Origin of the sequence: Sanyastnella coralliicola, assembly GCF_030845195.1 — a bacterium.
Lineage (GTDB): Bacteria > Bacteroidota > Bacteroidia > Flavobacteriales_D > Sanyastnellaceae > Sanyastnella > Sanyastnella coralliicola.
In genome coordinates this window covers 215,385-232,228 of the sequence record NZ_CP132543.1, presented here as the reverse complement: position 1 = coordinate 232,228, position 16,844 = coordinate 215,385, and the positions used below count along the sequence as shown (strand labels likewise).

The window sequence follows — 16,844 nt, the reverse complement described above, 5'->3', positions numbered from 1 at the left end:
GCGTATGAAATGTATATTTTTGGCCCGCATGAGCAGACCTGCGAAATTTCTAGTTATTCGTTTTTCTTCCATTGGCGACATCGTGTTGACCACACCTGTGCTTCGAGCTATTGAGGAACAGATGGAGGGAGATTCAGAAATTCACTTCTTGACAAAGAAGGCTTATGCTCCACTTGTGGAATCAAACCCACGTGTCTCTAAGGTCTATTCTATTGAAAAGGCTACCGCCGAAGTCATGGAAGAGCTCAAAGAAGAGCAATACGACTACATCATTGATCTTCATCGCAACATTCGTTCACGCATGGTCAAGCGATCATTGAAGATGATTGATTTCACTTTCAAGAAGTACAACAAGGAAAAGTGGCTCTTAGTGAACTTCGGAGTGAATAAAATGCCCGACAAGCACATTGTAGATCGCTACCTCGACACCTTGAAGGCTTTTAGTGTTCAGGCGGATGATAAAGGATTAGAATTCTACGTACCACCGGGAGAAGAAATCAATATTCAAGAACTCTTCCCAAATCTCAAAGGAGCTTTCCATGCAATTGCCATTGGTGCTGCCCATATTGGTAAGCGAATGGAAGAAGACTTCATCGCGCAGCTGTGCGAAGGAAGTGAACTCCCTGTGATCATCATTGGCGGACCTTCAGATGTAGAAACAAGCCAATCGCTGGAAGGCCAATTCCCAGGTAAGGTATTCAATGCAGCGGGCAAGCTCTCCGTCAATGGAAGTGCAAGCGTCATTGCTCAAGCCACTAAGGTCGTTGCCGGAGACACAGGCATGATGCACATTGCTGCAGCGATGAATCGTCCGGTTATTTCCGTTTGGGGTTGTACTACTCCGGACTTTGGAATGTACCCGTACAAACCAGCAGCAGGAAGCGTTATCATTGAACCTGAAGGACTCAACAAACGTCCATGCTCGAAGCTAGGAGATCGATGCAAATACGGTAAAGAAGAGCGCTGTATTACTCAGATTGATCCAGCTCGGATCATTTCACACCTTACTCGCCAGTAAACAGGATACGAAGCTCAGTGGCATCTGTCGGTTTCATTTTACCCGCAAGGATCAATGAAAGTTGACGACGACGCAACGCGCTATCGTAACGTTTGATTTCAGACTCCGTCTCAGGGATCAATTCTGGCACCTGAATTGGCGCTCCTAGTTGATCCACTGCAACGAAAGTGTAAATCGCTTCGTTACACTTGCTGCGTTCACCCGTAGTGTGATTTTCAACGTAAACATCTAAGTAGACCTCCATTGAAGAATTGAAAGCGCGTGACACTTTAGATTCAATAGAAACAACGTCGGCTAGATTAATCGCTGAATCAAAGGATACATTGTTGACAGCTGCGGTAACCACCACACGTCGACAATGACGATGAGCCGAGATGGCAGCGTTGATATCCATCCAGTTCAATAGCTGCCCTCCCATGAGGTTTCCGAGGGTATTCGTATCGTTAGGAAGAACGATTCGACTACTACTTGCGAATGTTTCTGATGCTTTTCTTGGCTTCATCTTGAAAATTTCCCGCAAAGATACTTCAATTGAAACCGGCGCATGCTAAAGACTGTTGTTAATTTTGCCTTATGGAGTTCTATGACACGTACAAAGCCCTGCACATCATTTTCATGGTGACGTGGTTCGCCGGACTATTCTACATCGTGCGGTTATTCATCTATCACCGGGAAGCCAACGATAAGGATGATCCAGAGCGCAGCATCCTCATTGGGCAATTTAAAATCATGGAACGTAGGCTCTGGTATGCGATTACCTGGCCAAGCGCCATCATCTGCACCCTCTGCGGACTCACCATGCTTTACTTTCGTCCGTTTCTATTAGAACAGGGATTCATGCAAGTCAAGCTGGGCTTCGTAGCTTTTCTATGGCTCTACCAGCTATACACGCATCGCGTTTTTAAGCAGCTTCAGACCCGCCCTGATGTGCTCAATAGTATCAGACTTCGCTTTCTCAATGAACTACCAACCTTGATCCTTATTTCCGTAGTCTTCCTCATCATCCAACGCAATGCAGTGGATTGGATCAAAGGTGTGGTTGGTATTATCGGTATTGCCTTGTTATTCACCTTCGTGATTAAGAGGTATCAGAGGATGAGGAAATAACGACTAGGCATATGGCCTAGGGCTTAAGGCGTATGTTAGGAATTGGGTGTACACTGACCCGTCTTCCATCATTAACAATCCACACGTAACCTCCACGGTCAACCGTCCACCGTCCACCGTCTACCGTCTACCGTGAGAAGGTTTTGGACGGATTTTATCCGTCCCTACCGGGTTATCATCTTCTAACCGAATCACGTCGACCTCGTTCCACGTTCTACGTTCTACGTTCCGCGATCCGCGATCCGCGATCCGCATTCCACGTTCCGCGATCCGCATTCCACGTTCCGCGATCCGCGATCCGCGATCCGCAATCCTCGTTCCGCGTACCGCAACCCCATAAAAAAGAAAGCCCCGCAAATGCGGGGCTTTCAACTATATGAGCTTCGTTAATTACTTAGCAACAACCAGCTTCTTATTGCTAGCGTGGTTGAGTGAGTAGAGGCGGATCTGGTATAGACCGTTCTCTAGTTCTGTAGTGTTAATGTTCGTGCGGTAAGTTTCACCTGCAATCACATTTCCATCGTAAAGAACCTCGATTAGACGTCCGCTTAGATCAGTTACCTCAAGACGAACTGAGTTGTTCGTGTATGAGCGGTACTCGATCATAGAAACATCTTTCGATGGGTTAGGCGAGATACGTACGATCTCGAAGTCACCCTTATCAGCAGCTGCTTCTTCGAAGTCTAGATCAACAACTGGGTTCTCGTCGCTTAGGTCTGCGAATGAGATAGTCTGCGTGAAGCAAGTCACGTTACCAGAACAATCTTCCGCACACCATGTGCGCTCTACAGAGTACTGTGGACAACAATCGTGATCGAATGCGAAGTCACCTGATCCGTTCACTTCAACACCGTTGAAGAGACCGTCGTAAGTGAACCATCCACCTGAACCGTAGTTCAAGTTCACGTTGTTCGCAGCAACACCTACCTGGTATCCGAAGTAGAAGTTACTTGGTGCGTGAGATAGGTTCAATGTAGAACCTTCGTAGTCACCCCATCCAGTTAGAGTCGCTCCAGCTGACATGATGTAGTACATCCAATCGAAGTGGTTGTCTTCAGAGATGTCACAATCATCCTTGTAGCTAGTAGGGAATCCTTGAGTTGACCACTCTTCCCATGGCAGACCGTTCTCGAATGCAACGTTGATTTCCCAACCTGCATCCGGGTTAGCGTTACAGAATACAGTACCTGTTAGAGTAGCTGTTCCGTCAGGGTACTCAACCCAGTTCGCGTCGATCGTGCTGTAGTAAGATGCTTCTTCATCGTTGAAGTCGAATAGTACTACACTCCAAGTTTCAGTTCCTGCACAAGTCTCTCCGTCTTCGTAAGCTTCAGGAGTCATTGCAACACAGTCAGCTGAACTTCCTTCTGCAGGTAGCTCTCCGATAAGCTCTTCGCTGTAATCTACAGATACGAACTCATCACAGTTATCAAGAGCAGATACGTCTGCTGGTGCAGGAAGATCATCTTCACAGTCAAGAACTAGGTTCGCTTCTGGAAGACCTTCTAGTGTTGGAGCAGTTACATCATTGATCGTAATTGAGTAGCTAACCTCAGTGCTGTTTCCACAAGCGTCAGTCGCTACACAAGTGCGAATAACAACTCCGTTTCCACATTCGTCAAGGTCAGATACCTCTGAACAATCAACTGTTACTGTACCACAGTTATCAGTTGCTTCTAGATCCATCATTTCAGGAACGTCGCTTAGACACTCAACAGTCATGTCTGAAGGAACGCTTGTGAATTCAGGAGCTGTTGTATCAACTACAGTGATCGTTTGAGTTGCAGTAGTTGAGTTACCACACTCATCCATCGCAGTGTACGTACGGATCATTGTGTACTCATTATCACACTCACCATCGATCATCTCTGGAGAAACTTCGATCGTTACTTCACCACAGTTGTCTTCTGCTTCAGCTGAAGGAGCTGGTAGCTCTTCGTCACACTCGATTGTTACGTCAGCCGCAACAGAAGTGAATACTGGAGCAGTTGTATCAACTACAGTAATTGTCTGCATGTCTGATGTTGTGTTACCACAGTTATCAGTTGCAGTGTATGTGCGGATCATTGTGTATTCCTGTGGGCAGTCTCCGTCGATAGTTTCAGAAGTGATCTCTACAACAACTGCTGAATCACAGTTATCAGATACTTCGAATGAAGGAGCTGGTACTTCCATAGAACACTCGATCGTTACGTCGTCAGCAACGCTCAATTCAGGAGCAGTTGTGTCAGTGATAGTGATAGTCTGTGAAACTGTTGTTTCGTTATCACAATCATCTGTCGCAGTCCAAGTGCGGATGATCTGGAAGTAGCAATCTAGAGGCTCAGTTACCTCAGTGTATACAACGTCTAGTTCATCATCACAGTTGTCAGCGAATGAAGGCTCAGTAAGAACGTAGTCTTCATCACACTCGTAAGTAACGTCAGCAGGAACGTTTTCAGCTACTGGAGCAACTTCATCAACAAGGCTGATGATCTGCTGAGCAGTTGTTTCGTTTCCACACTCGTCTACTGCTACGTAATCACGGATGATTGTTCCTGCACATCCACCTGACACTGGAGTATCAACGAATGTTACAGTTACTTCACCACAGTTATCAGTTGCAGTAAGAACCGCTACGTCTGGGTTGTCACATGGAGCTTCAACTTCTACCGAGTAATCTTCGAATACTGGTGCTGTTGTATCAACTACTGTGATCGTCTGAGAAGCTGTGCTTGTGTTTCCACACTCATCTTCTGCAGTGAACACACGTGTAATTGTGTACTCCTGTGGACAGTCGCCATCAGCAACGTCGTCAGTGTATGTTACAGTTACTTCACCACAGTTGTCAGAAGCTTCTGCCATCATCTCAAGTACTTCTTCGTCACACTCGTATGTAACGTCAGCTGGTACCATTGTGAATTCAGGAGCAGTTGTGTCAACTACTGTGATTGTTTGAGTCGCTGTGCTTGAGTTTCCACAATCATCAGTCGCAGTGTAAGTGCGGATCATTGTGTACTCCTGTGGACAGTCACCGTCGATGATCTCTGGAGATACCTCGATAGTCACTTCACCACAGTTATCTTCTGCAGTTGCGAACGGAGCTGGTAGCTCTTCATCACATTCTACAGTTACGTCTTCTGCTACTTCAGTGAATTCAGGAGCAGTTGTATCAACTACAGTGATGTTCTGAGTGTAGAACGCCTCGTTGTCACAGTTATCTTCTGCAACCCAAGTACGAACGATTGTGTAGTTGTTTGGACAATCACCAGGGATGATTTCCTCTCCAACGTACTCGATCTCTACGTCGTCATCACAGTTGTCTTCAGCTGAAATATCAGTTGCAATTGCTGCTGCTCCGTCTGCTGCGTACGCAACGATTGAGTTAGCAAGCATCTGGAAGTCTGGCTGAGGATCCCAGCTAGGCTCGCTGAAGAATGGTAGTGTTGTTCCACCGAATACTACACGTCCGTTTCCGTACGCCATTTCAGCAAGAACTACATCGTCAGGTGCACCTTGAGCGTTCATGATCGCGCTCATTCCAGCAGGACAGATCAACGAGTGACCGAACCAGTTACCAGTGTAAGTAGTTGCGATTCCGTTGAAGATTGGGTGCGCTGCATCAGATGCTTCAGCGATTTCAGTGAAGCTTGGGTAAACCAATTGTACACCACCGAATCCGAAGTCGATGTTTCCACCTTCGTTAGGCGCAGCGTTCATCAATAGACGTCCACCGTTATCAACCCAGTTTTCGATCGCTGAGATGTTATCTGCAAGGAATGCTGACATTTCGTTAGCTCCTGCGTCACCACCTTCTAGGTAGATGAATCCGTGGTTGTTCAATAGATCGTTGATATCAACGTCTTCGAAACGTAGGTCAGACCAGTTTCCTGCTCCGTACAACGCGTCCATTGCAACAACGTGAGCGTCAACTCCGCCCCATAGGCTAGCGTTAGAACGTACAAACGCTCCAGCTCCTAGTTCACCGTTGTTGTCATCACCACCGTCAACTACTTCACCAACTGCAGGAATGTCATCACACTCTACAGTTACGTCAGCAGGTCCTCCAGTGAATACAGGTGCTTCGTCGTCGAATAGAGAAAGGATCTGCTGAGCAGTAGCCTCGTTTCCACATTCGTCAACCGCTACGTAATCACGGATGATTGTTCCTGCACAACCACCTGATACGAATGTGTCTTCGTAAGTGATTGTTACTTCACCACAGTTATCAGTTGCAGTCAAGATTGCTGCTTCGATATCGTCACATGGTACTTCTACTTCTACTGGGTACTCATCGAATACCGGTGCAGTTGTATCAACCACGTTGATTGTCTGTGTTGCAGTGCTTGAGTTACCACACTCGTCTTCTGCAGTGAACGTACGTGTGATTGTGTACTCTTGAGGACACTCACCGTCTACTGTTGAATCTTCGTATGTAACTGTTACTTCACCACAGTTATCTGATGCTTCAGCCATCATCACTAGTACTTCTTCGTCACACTCGTAAGTGGCGTCAGCTGGTACCATTGTGAATTCAGGAGCTGTTGTATCAACTACTGTGATTGTCTGTGTCTCTGTGCTTGAGTTTCCACACTCGTCCATTGCTGTGAATGTACGTGTGATCGTGTACTCTTGTGGACAGTCTCCATCGGCGATTGAATCTTCCCATGTTACTGTTACATCGCCACAGTTATCTTCTGCTTCAGCATTGATTGCTGGGATCTCTTCATCACACTCGTACGTTGCGTCTGCTGGTACGTCTGTGAACTCAGGAGCTGTTGTATCAACTACTGTGATCGTCTGTGTGTATGTTGAGATGTTTCCACAGTTATCTTCTGCTGTGTATGTACGCTCGATGGTGTATTCCTGTGGACAGTCTCCGTCGATTGTAACGTCTGCACAGCTAACCTCAACCTCTGTACAGTTGTCTTCAACTGCTACGTCGTCTGAGCTACATGCTGGTACTTCCTGGTCACACTCGTAAGTCATGTCTGCAGGTACTTCAACGAATACAGGAGCTACTTCATCAACTAGTGAGATGATCTGCTGTGCTGTTGCTTCGTTTCCACACTCGTCTACTGCTACGTAATCACGGATGATTGTTCCTGCACATCCTCCTGACACTGGTGTGTCTTCGTAGGTTACAGTTACCTCACCACAGTTATCTGTAGCTGTTAGGATCGCCACGTCTACGTTATCACATGGTGCTTCTACTTCTACTGGGTACTCATCGAATACCGGTGCAGTTGTATCAACAACGTTGATTGTCTGTGAAGCTGAGCTTGTGTTTCCACACTCGTCTTCTGCTGTGTAAGTACGTGTGATTGTGTATTCCTGTGGACACTCTCCGTCTACTGTTGAGTCTTCGTAAGTAACCGTTACCGCACCACAGTTATCTGTTGCGTCTGGTAGGATCACTGGAATCTCTTCGTCACACTCGTAAGTCAACTCTGCTAGTTCTGGGAACATTGGTGCAGTGGTGTCAACTACTGAGATGTTCTGTACGTAGATCGCTTGGTTACCACAGTTATCGAATGCGCGGTAGATACGCTGGATCGTGTACTCTTGTGGACAGTCTCCGTCGATGATCTGATCTTCACATTCTACTACTACGTCGTTGTCACAGTTATCTTCTGCTACTACGTCGTCTGAGCTACATGCTGGTACTTCTTCGTCACACTCGTAAGTCACATCTTCCGGTACTTCTACGAATACTGGGTTGGTTGTGTCTTGTACTGTGATTGTTGTTGAAGCCTCTGACATGTTCTCACAGTAGTCAGTTGCTGTCCATGTCCATACGATTGTGTAGCTGTCTTCACATAGACCGTCGATGATCTCTTCTGTGAATGTTACCTCTACTTCTTCACCACAGTTGTCGTAGATCTCGATACCGTCTGCTCCTGGAGCTGCTGGTACTTCGTCACACTCTACTGTCATGTCTGCTGGATTCTCGATCACCGGTGGTGTCGTATCCAAAATCGTGATGTACTGTTCTGTTGTTACTTCGTTACCACACTCATCTACTGCTGTGTAAGTACGTACGATAACTCCTAGACATCCTCCTGATTGGAGTTGGTCTTCGTAAGTGATCGTCACCTCACCACAGTTGTCTGTTGCGTCTGGTCCTTCTACTTCGTCAACTTCTGTACACTCTACTGATACTGATACTTCGTAATCTCCGAATACTGGAGCTGTTGTATCAACTACTGAGATTGTTTGTGTTGCGGTAGATACGTTATCACATCCGTCTGATAGGTAGAACGTACGTGTGATTGTGTATTCCTGTGGACAGTCACCTTCTTCGATTGAATCTTCGTAAGTAACCTCTACGTCCTGACAGTTGTCTACTCCTTCTGCTAGTTCTACTAGTACTTCTTCATCACACTCGTAAGTCACGTCAGCTGGTACGTAAGTAACCTCTGGTGCTGTGGTGTCTTCTACAGTGATTGTTTGTACGTAGTCTGCGCGGTTTCCACAGCAGTCGAATGCTGCCCACTCACGCTGTAGCTGGTAAAGACAATCGTTGCCTCCATCTACGAGTGTCTCGCCGATGTATACGATGCTTTCTACTCCACATTCACAGTTGTCGATCGCTTCTACACCTTCGAATACTGGTACTGGTACCTCGTCACATTCTACTGTGATGTCTTCTGGTACGACAGTGAATTCTGGTGCTGTTGTATCGTTTACTGTTACGGTGTATGATTCGAACGCTACGTTTCCACATGAATCCTCTGCACGGTAGTAGTAAGTGAACTCATCATCGTTCACACACTCTTGACCCTGTGTTGGAACACATTCCTTGTCTACGTTTACGTCTCCGTGTCCTTCTACTGCTTCACCTCCGATGAATCCTGAGTAAGTGAACCATCCGCTCATACCGAAGTTTGAGTTGCGGTTGTTCGCTGCCTCTCCACACTGGAATCCGAAGTAGTAGCTTGATGGCATGTGATCGAGGTAAAGAACATCGCCTGCGAAGTCTCCTGTACCTGTCAATGTTGAGAAGCCATTTACTAGCTCGTAGTAATCCCATGTTGTCCATAGGTTACCGCCTGCTGCTGCAAGTCCTAGGTCATCCTTGTAAGAACGGCCCATTGCTTCCCACTCTGCCCATGTTGCTTGGTTCTCGAAGTGTAGGTCGATGTCCCATCCTTGTGCTGGGTTCTCATCGTTTACTACTGAACCAGTCAAACGTGCTGTTCCGTCGTTGTACTTGACAAATGCCAAGTCTCCTACTGGAACGAAATCATCTGTTGGTGATAGACCTTCTGTCTCCAATACTGGTAGCCATAGTGCCCAATCATCTCCAGGTCCGAATGCCGTTGAGGCTACACATGAATCAGTTGGGAAACCTGTTTCGCTTGTGAAGATCTCTACAGATTCCACATCGTTACAAGCGTCTTCCGCGTCAACCATCATTGGTGCAGGAACGTCTTCGATACACTGTACTAGAACGTCTTCTGGGAAATCAACGAATTCTGGAGCTGTTGTATCAACAATAGTGATCGTCTGAACACAAGTTTCAACTGGAACATCTCCGAAGTCTTGTCCACCATTAGCGTCTGCGTATACCATCCAAGTACGAGTGATTGTTGTGACACAACCGTCACCGTCAACCTGATCGTCAAGCATTACGATATCTGAAGAACAGTCACCGAATACCTCTGGCATTCCAGTGTACATTGGATCAACTTCAGATCCACATTCTACAGTCACGTCATCTGGACACACAACTACACAATCGCAGTCATCGTAGAAACATGATCCATCATCACAGCCTGCAGCTGGATCGTAGTTACATGCGTTGTCATCTGTACAACCAGACTCTAGACGCTCAACAGCGATAGAATCAGAAAGATCGAAACATCCTGCAAGGTCACCTGCGTTATCGATGTTTAGATCTACGTTGTCATCGTATGATAGGTGCCAGATCAAGCAAGTTCCTGCTGGAGCACCTTCTAGGTTGAATTCTCCTGTGTTGTTCGCACCAAGGATATTCAATGCATCGTCAGTAATAACGAATAGGCTGTTTGGCCCAGAGTTTCCTGAAACTGTTACAGCAACGATATCATCGATACCATCTCCTGAACAAGTTACTAGTTCGCTATCTGTATCTAGCACACCACCATCTACGATTACACAAGAACCATCGTCAAGTGTCGCAGCTGGGTCGTAGTTACATGCAGCGTCGTCTGTACATCCTGCACAGCTATCGTACTCACAAGAACCATCATCACATCCAGCGAAAACGTCGTAGTTACAAGCCATCGGGTCAATACAACCTGAAGTTTCGTTACCACCACAGTTTCCACAATCATCGAATGCTAGACATGAACCGTCTTCGATAGTCGCTGTTGGATCGAAGTTACATGCGTTAGCGTCTGTACAACCTGCACAGCTATCGTATTCACATGAACCATCGTCACAACCTGCAGCTGGATCGTAGTTACAAGCACCGTCGTCGTTACAACCACCCTGCTCGCGAACAACCGCGATAGAATCAGAAAGGTCGAAACATCCTGCAAGGTCACCTGCATTGTCGATGTTTAGATCTACGTTGTCATCGTATGAAAGGTGCCAGATCAAGCAAGTTCCTGCTGGAGCACCTTCTAGGTTGAATTCTCCTGTGTTGTTTACACCAAGGATGTTCAATGCGTCGTCAGTAATAACGAATAGGCTGTTTGGCCCTGAGTTTCCTGAAACTGTTACAGCAACGATATCATCGATACCATCTCCTGAACAAGTAGTCAACTCACTGTCCGTATCAAGAACACCACCGTCAACGATTACACATGACCCATCGTCAAGTGTAGCAGCTGGATCGTAGTTACAAGCTGTATCATCAGTACAACCTTCTACGTCTCCACCTCCAACAGCGAAGTCCATTGAACAACGGAACTCATCCGCTCCAACTCCTTCTGGGAAGAACTGTACGTAAACAGTACCGTCGAATTCACCATCAGTAGTGAACTGGCCGATAAGCACTTTGTTATCGTCACCTGCGATTCCGTTGACATCTCCGTTCAAAGCGAACCAACCACCACCAATTACATCATTGATAGTTAGGCTGTTCCCAGCTTCGAAGTTTGCGATCCAAGCGAAATCTCCTTCAACAGTAGAGATATCCGCACCCGGATCATTAGTAGATGCGCGACCGATCGTCACCCAAGAATCAAATTCTAGAGTTGGGAATACTGCGTAGAACGCAGGGTTGATCGCACTACCTACCACCGCACTCGCGATAGGAGTCTGGTAGTAAGAAGTTGTTGTGTTGATGGCAGTTGGATTGTCTGCATCACCAGTTACCGCCGAAACGAAGTCGGTGGCATTTACGGTGGTCGCGTACAAACGGTAAGTCGTCATACCGTTGAGCGCCTCTAGAGGATCACCTGCGGGATAGTCGTGTTCTGCGAACACTTCTACCTCCACGCCGTAACCGTCGCAAGGGTCCACCTGCGCCCATGACTGCACACCAAGCAGCACGAACGCCATTAGACAGCATAAAAGTTTTCTCATAATAAAGCAGTTAGCTCCGAAGAGCAATTATTAGGTATTTAGGTACACTAAGCAGCGTAAAATTATAAAAAGAAACCTAACCAAAAGGGGGAGAGACCTAAAAAAATCGGCTTAATCCTATCGTTAATCGACAAAATCATGCGATTCATCGTCTTTCCACGCTCTTGTTAACGTTACATTAATTCGACGCTGTAGCTTCAGTAAAGTCACAATCTTTTTACCTGAGCAACGCACATCCCGAATAAAAAAGACTGTCTCTCAAGGTATTACAACCGATTGAATAAAAAAAGTACTTTTTGTGTGCAACGTTTTCGTTCCTTGTTCCTCTTACTATCGACAACCGTTCAACATTGACCGACCGAGACCTTATAAATAGGATACATAAAGGTGACATGTCATCTAAAATGGAATTATACCGACGCTATCACGCGCCAGTATTCCAGGTGGCCTGTCGTATTCTACAAGATCGAGTCATTGCTGAAGACGTCATGCAAGACACCATGATCATTGCTTTTGACAAGCTTGATTCTCTACAAGAGGTGGAGAAATTAAGATCCTGGTTATGCACCATCGCTCGAAATGAATCACTAAGAGAGCTGAAGAGAAGAAGGAAAGTCTCCTTTGATGACGAAAGCTATCCTGAGATTGACGCGAGTGAAGACAAAGTGTTCGCAGAGCACTGGACGGTAGAGGAGATCATGAAAGAAATCGACGCCCTCCCTGATGGATATCGAGTCATCTTGAACCTCTACCTATTAGATAACCTGTCTCACGAAGAAATTTCCGAGACACTCAACATCTCTGCAGGCACGAGCCGATCTCAATATTTGAGAGCGAAAGCAAGACTTAGACAACAAATGTTACGAAGCGATGAGCGACGAACTGAAAAATCGATTTAAACACAGGCTTGTTTCAGGAGAGGAGCAAGCACCTGACGGGCACGAAGCACGTTTCCGTCAGCGCCTCCTCGCAGCTGAACCGACACGAGCAAGCAACAAGCTCTCTTGGCTTTGGTATGCCGCAGCGGCCATTACTGTGCTCTTAATCATTGGAGCTGTGGTCAACGGCATTTCTACAGAGAATGAAAATGCTCGTGACCGTTCATTGGCCGATGTCTCAATGAAAGTTGGACAATTGGAATACCAGTTGAGCAATCACATCAGCAGACGACAAGCTGATATCGACCACAGCGACCCAGCGATTCAACGACACCTGAAACACTTCAAGAAACTGGAAGATCAATATGCGCTCCTTGAACAAGAGCTCAACAAGAATTTTGGCGATGAACGCATTGTTCAAGCCATGATTGAGAACTACAAATTGAGAGTGATTGTGCTCGAAAACATTGTGGCGCACCTTAAAATACAGAACAAACCAATGAAGACGTCTAACAAAGAAGTCTCTCAGTCCTAATCAAGCAAATATCAAACATGAAAAATATCCTATCACTTGTCCTAGCGTTCGTTGCGATCAACGCTTGGGCCACCAAAAGCGACTTCACCCGAAACTTTGACGAATCATTTGATGTCAATTCAGATGTACTCATCGAAACAGAAACGGCTTTCAGCACACTTGAAATTGAAGAGTGGGATGAAAACACGGTTCAAGTGCACGTAGAAGTTCGCATTGAAGCTCGAAATGAAGAGCAGGCGGAAGACATGTTCGACGAAATCGACGTAGATATTAAAGGTGACAAGTACCGTGTCATGGTTGAAACTGACATGTCAGGAAACTGGAACAACAAAAACAACGAAGTGGAGATCAAGATCTTCATCAAAGCACCTGACAAATCAAAGCTACATGTAGATCACTCATTCGGTACCGCTAAAATCGGTTCATTCCGAGGAGATGCTGAAGTAAAAGTTGCTTTTGGGAGCATGGAAGTTGACGCTTTGACTGGAAACGAAGTAGAAATCCGCAGTGAATATGGAGAAGCGATCATTAATAAGGCACACGGCGGCGAATTCATCGTTGAATTTGGAAGCATGGAAATTCAAGAAGTGCATGGCTCTGCTGAGATTCACAATAGCTACAGCAGCCTCGAAATTCACAACATCACATCAGCAGCAGAAACCATTGAAATCGATAATGAATTCGGATCAGTGAGCATATCTGTTGACCAAGGAACTGGATACCGAATTGAAGCAGATTGCGAATTCGGAGACATTGACCTGCCAAAAGATGCGAACATCCATCGTTCGGTTAAAGAGATCACTTCCAAAGAAGTAGAGTGCACAATCGGATCAAACCCAAAAGGTGAGATCATCGTGAACACCAGCTTCGGTGATGTCACGATTGATTACCGATGAAGAAAATTGTCAGAGAGTCTTTCTCAAATTGACATTTTTATTACCTTTGCGCTCCCCTAGTGGAAAACTGGTGCTATAGCTCAGTTGGTAGAGCAAAGGACTGAAAATCCTTGTGTCCCCGGTTCGATTCCTGGTAGCACCACGAAAGTCCCGCATTGTGCGGGACTTTTCTTTTGCCCTAAAGTTCGACACCTTTGTATCAATGAATGCGAAGATCATTACCGACTTCGAAGCTCTTGATCAGCTGATACAAGGGCTCTCCCCTAGCTCAATCACAGTCCTTGTAGATTCGAACACCCACGAACACTGTCTTCCTGCGCTTCAGATGCAATGCTCTTCATTGCTCGACATTGAAGTACTTGAAGTGCCGCCAGGTGAAGAATCAAAAGACATGGAAATTGCCTACCCGCTCTGGCAATCGCTCGCCGAACTTCAAGTTGATCGTAAAGGACTGCTTGTCAACCTCGGTGGTGGAATGATCACCGATCTAGGTGGATTCGTGGCTTCCACTTTCAAACGAGGGATTCGATTTATTCATATCCCTACCTCATTATTAGGAATGGTCGATGCTGCCTACGGCGGAAAAACCGGGATCAACCTTGGAGAACTCAAGAACCAGGTGGGCACCTTCAAAGCCCCTGAAGCCATCTTCCTTTCTCCGGCCTGGCTTGAATCACTACCTCAGCGAGAACTCGTTGCCGGTTACGCTGAAATGTTGAAGCACGCCTTGATTGCTAATCCTGACCAACTAACGCAAATGATGGAACTCGGTGAAATCAATGCCGAGTCTACCGCACCTTTCGTAGAAGCTTCCCTAGCGATCAAAAAAGATGTTGTGGAGCAAGACCCCTTCGAACAAGGATTGCGAAAAGCATTGAACTTCGGCCATACTTACGGACATGCGCTTGAAAGTCTCTCTTTTCAGCTCAATGAACCACTCCTACACGGTGAAGCCATTGCGGTAGGAATTAAACTCGCATTACAACTGTCTGTCGATAAAACTGGATTCGATTCCGCGCTAGCGAAAAAAGTCAACGCACACATCAACCAACATTTCAAAGTAGACGGAACGGCCGAGGCCAAAGCTGCATGGCATTTGATGCAAAACGACAAGAAAAACGAAGATGGTGAAGTGCGATTTGTCTTATTGAAAGCTGTGGGTGAACCACTCTTGAATCAAGTCGTGCATGCAGACGAATTCTATTCCGCGCTAGCGAAAATTGCAGAATCATAAAGGGCATGCTACCTTCATAGCATGGAATTAATGGACGACGAGCTTCTTCCCGACGAAGAACGCGAAGTGTATGAAGTAGATAAGAGAACGCGGCTCGCCCATTTCTTCGTAGATGTTGTAGCCATAGCCGTACTCTCCTACCTCATCATGATCATCACCATTCAACTTGAGATCTTCACACGTCTTTTTGACCACAATTTCAAGATCCCGCTGATCACCACCTTCACGCAATTCATGTACTACATGATCTGCGAGTCGCTCACTCAAAAGACGCTGGGAAAAACACTCACCGGCTCAAGAGTCACCAATCTTCAAAATGGAAAAACTAGTTTCAAACAAATACTGGTAAGAACGGCCATCCGTTTGATCCCGCTCTACCCTTTCTTTTTTCTTCTCAACCAGCGCTGGCATGATCAATGGTCGGGCACAAAAGTCGTAGAATGATTACGGAACAAGAACCTGTAGACGACCCAGGAGAAAACCTGTGGGACGACGATGTTTATCAAGTCAATCAACTCACTCCTTCACGTCCAACACGTGGACAACGACTGATGCATTTCATTGCTGACATTGTGGTGGCAGTCATTCTGCACTATGTCGTTTTATTCGGATTGATTCTATTGTTTATTGATGCTGGTTCGTACCCAGAATGGCTGATATCAGGACTATTTGAGCAATTCGCGCCGCTTGTTTGGTTCATTCTTCACGTGACCTTCTCGGAGATGCTGTTGAATGGTCAATCCATTGGGAAAATGATCACCGGTTACCAGGTCACCAACACCAATGGTACACCAGTAGATGCCCATCGCGTTTTACTGCGTATGGCTATTCGCTTGATCCCATTTGAAATGTTCAGCATTTTCACCAAGTCTGGCAGCAGTATGTGGCACGATGAGTGGAGTGGAACGGAGCTTCGCTTTAAGCAGAAGAAATCAGCGCGTCAGAACAATGTAATCCTTGATTAGGCCCTTTAGAAAGCGAACCTTATCACCTGTTGGCTGGTCAATCTGAAGCTTTTCACACACTACTCGCGTTACTTCATTGAGGGCTTCTCGGTGCGCGTCATTTTTGTACTTCAAGTAGCGTTCAACCGTCTGCTTAATCGTCAACATATCTTGTTCACGGAAGTGGCGAACCTCAGGAAATTGCGGCTGATAGTTGCTCTTGGTATTGATTTTCATAATGTCTCCCAAGCTCACATATAAGCCGGGGTTTGACTTCACTACCGTGGAATTGGATACGAGTCCACCGATGCGTTGAGCTTTTGGAGAGCTACTAACCATGACTACAGCAATCGCACCTCCTGAAAACCAGATATCTAGCAATCGAAAGATCCAACGAAGCAAGTAGTCATTGAACTTCATTTGCTTGCCATCTACACGCACTACTTTGATTCTCAAAGCCATCTTCCCCAAGGTCTGTCCGTCATTTAATGACTCCATAGCAAGGGAGTAAAATGTGATGATGGGCATGATCAGCAGGTAATAGAACTCGTCAGCAAGGTCTAGACGCATAACCCACTGAAAAAGGACCAAAATCAAGAAAATTGAGACTGCAACTAGAACAACGAAATCGATCAAAAACGCTAGTACTCTGTCTCTTAGCAGAGCCAAATCATAGTTGATGGTTACATTTTGCGTTGTTTGTAATTCGATACTGCGCATCCGCTGGTCTAATTATT

Annotated in this window: 11 protein-coding genes and 1 tRNA gene; 9 read left to right on the top strand and 3 right to left on the bottom strand. The window is 46.1% G+C overall.

Annotated features, from left to right (window positions below; translation table 11 throughout):
• Nucleotides 1-28 precede the first annotated feature (28 nt).
• Entirely contained in the window at nt 29-1,018 is a 990-nt protein-coding gene (locus RA156_RS00945; RefSeq protein ID WP_306642051.1) for a glycosyltransferase family 9 protein, read from the top strand.
• Here the strand turns inward: RA156_RS00945 and RA156_RS00940 are convergent.
• Nucleotides 1,005-1,520 (bottom strand): acyl-CoA thioesterase, encoded by a 516-nt coding sequence (locus RA156_RS00940; RefSeq protein ID WP_306642050.1) that lies wholly within the window; start codon nt 1,518-1,520, stop codon nt 1,005-1,007. The two genes, RA156_RS00945 and RA156_RS00940, sit on opposite strands and share 14 nt — an antisense overlap.
• A gap of 71 nt (nt 1,521-1,591) precedes the next feature.
• On the opposite strand from RA156_RS00940, the gene RA156_RS00935 reads away from it, so the two are divergent.
• On the top strand, nt 1,592-2,125 hold the full coding sequence (locus tag RA156_RS00935) for a CopD family protein (RefSeq protein WP_306642049.1): 534 nt from the start codon (nt 1,592-1,594) through the stop codon (nt 2,123-2,125).
• A gap of 390 nt (nt 2,126-2,515) precedes the next feature.
• Here the strand turns inward: RA156_RS00935 and RA156_RS00930 are convergent, their stop codons facing one another.
• Entirely contained in the window at nt 2,516-11,620 is a 9,105-nt protein-coding gene (locus RA156_RS00930) for an HYR-like domain-containing protein (protein WP_306642047.1), read from the bottom strand.
• A gap of 392 nt (nt 11,621-12,012) precedes the next feature.
• Between RA156_RS00930 and RA156_RS00925 the strand changes: the two genes are divergently transcribed.
• From RA156_RS00925 to RA156_RS00895, 7 genes are all read left to right on the top strand, one after another.
• Nucleotides 12,013-12,519, top strand: a complete 507-nt coding sequence (locus tag RA156_RS00925) for an RNA polymerase sigma factor (RefSeq protein ID WP_306642045.1) — start codon at nt 12,013-12,015, stop codon at nt 12,517-12,519.
• Complete coding sequence (locus RA156_RS00920; protein ID WP_306642043.1) at nt 12,491-13,033, top strand: hypothetical protein; 543 nt, start codon at nt 12,491-12,493, stop codon at nt 13,031-13,033. The genes RA156_RS00925 and RA156_RS00920 overlap by 29 nt, the downstream gene beginning before the upstream one ends.
• Nucleotides 13,034-13,050: 17 nt before the next feature.
• The gene (locus RA156_RS00915; RefSeq protein ID WP_306642041.1) at nt 13,051-13,929 is read left to right on the top strand and encodes a DUF4097 family beta strand repeat-containing protein; all 879 of its coding nucleotides are present in this window, start codon (nt 13,051-13,053) and stop codon (nt 13,927-13,929) included.
• A gap of 69 nt (nt 13,930-13,998) precedes the next feature.
• Nucleotides 13,999-14,071: transfer RNA gene (locus tag RA156_RS00910), tRNA-Phe, on the top strand.
• 60 nt (nt 14,072-14,131) lie between these two features.
• The gene (gene aroB / locus RA156_RS00905; protein WP_306642039.1) at nt 14,132-15,163 is read left to right on the top strand and encodes a 3-dehydroquinate synthase; all 1,032 of its coding nucleotides are present in this window, start codon (nt 14,132-14,134) and stop codon (nt 15,161-15,163) included.
• 21 nt (nt 15,164-15,184) lie between these two features.
• Nucleotides 15,185-15,607: an RDD family protein gene (locus RA156_RS00900; RefSeq protein ID WP_306642037.1), complete on the top strand. Its 423-nt coding sequence runs from the start codon at nt 15,185-15,187 to the stop codon at nt 15,605-15,607.
• On the top strand, nt 15,604-16,128 hold the full coding sequence (locus RA156_RS00895) for an RDD family protein (RefSeq protein ID WP_306642036.1): 525 nt from the start codon (nt 15,604-15,606) through the stop codon (nt 16,126-16,128). Before RA156_RS00900 ends, RA156_RS00895 begins: the two co-directional genes overlap by 4 nt.
• Here RA156_RS00895 and RA156_RS00890 read toward each other — a convergent pair.
• Nucleotides 16,096-16,827, bottom strand: a complete 732-nt coding sequence (locus tag RA156_RS00890) for an RDD family protein (RefSeq protein ID WP_306642034.1) — start codon at nt 16,825-16,827, stop codon at nt 16,096-16,098. The genes RA156_RS00895 and RA156_RS00890 overlap by 33 nt on opposite strands.
• Between the last annotated feature and the right edge of the window lie 17 nt (nt 16,828-16,844).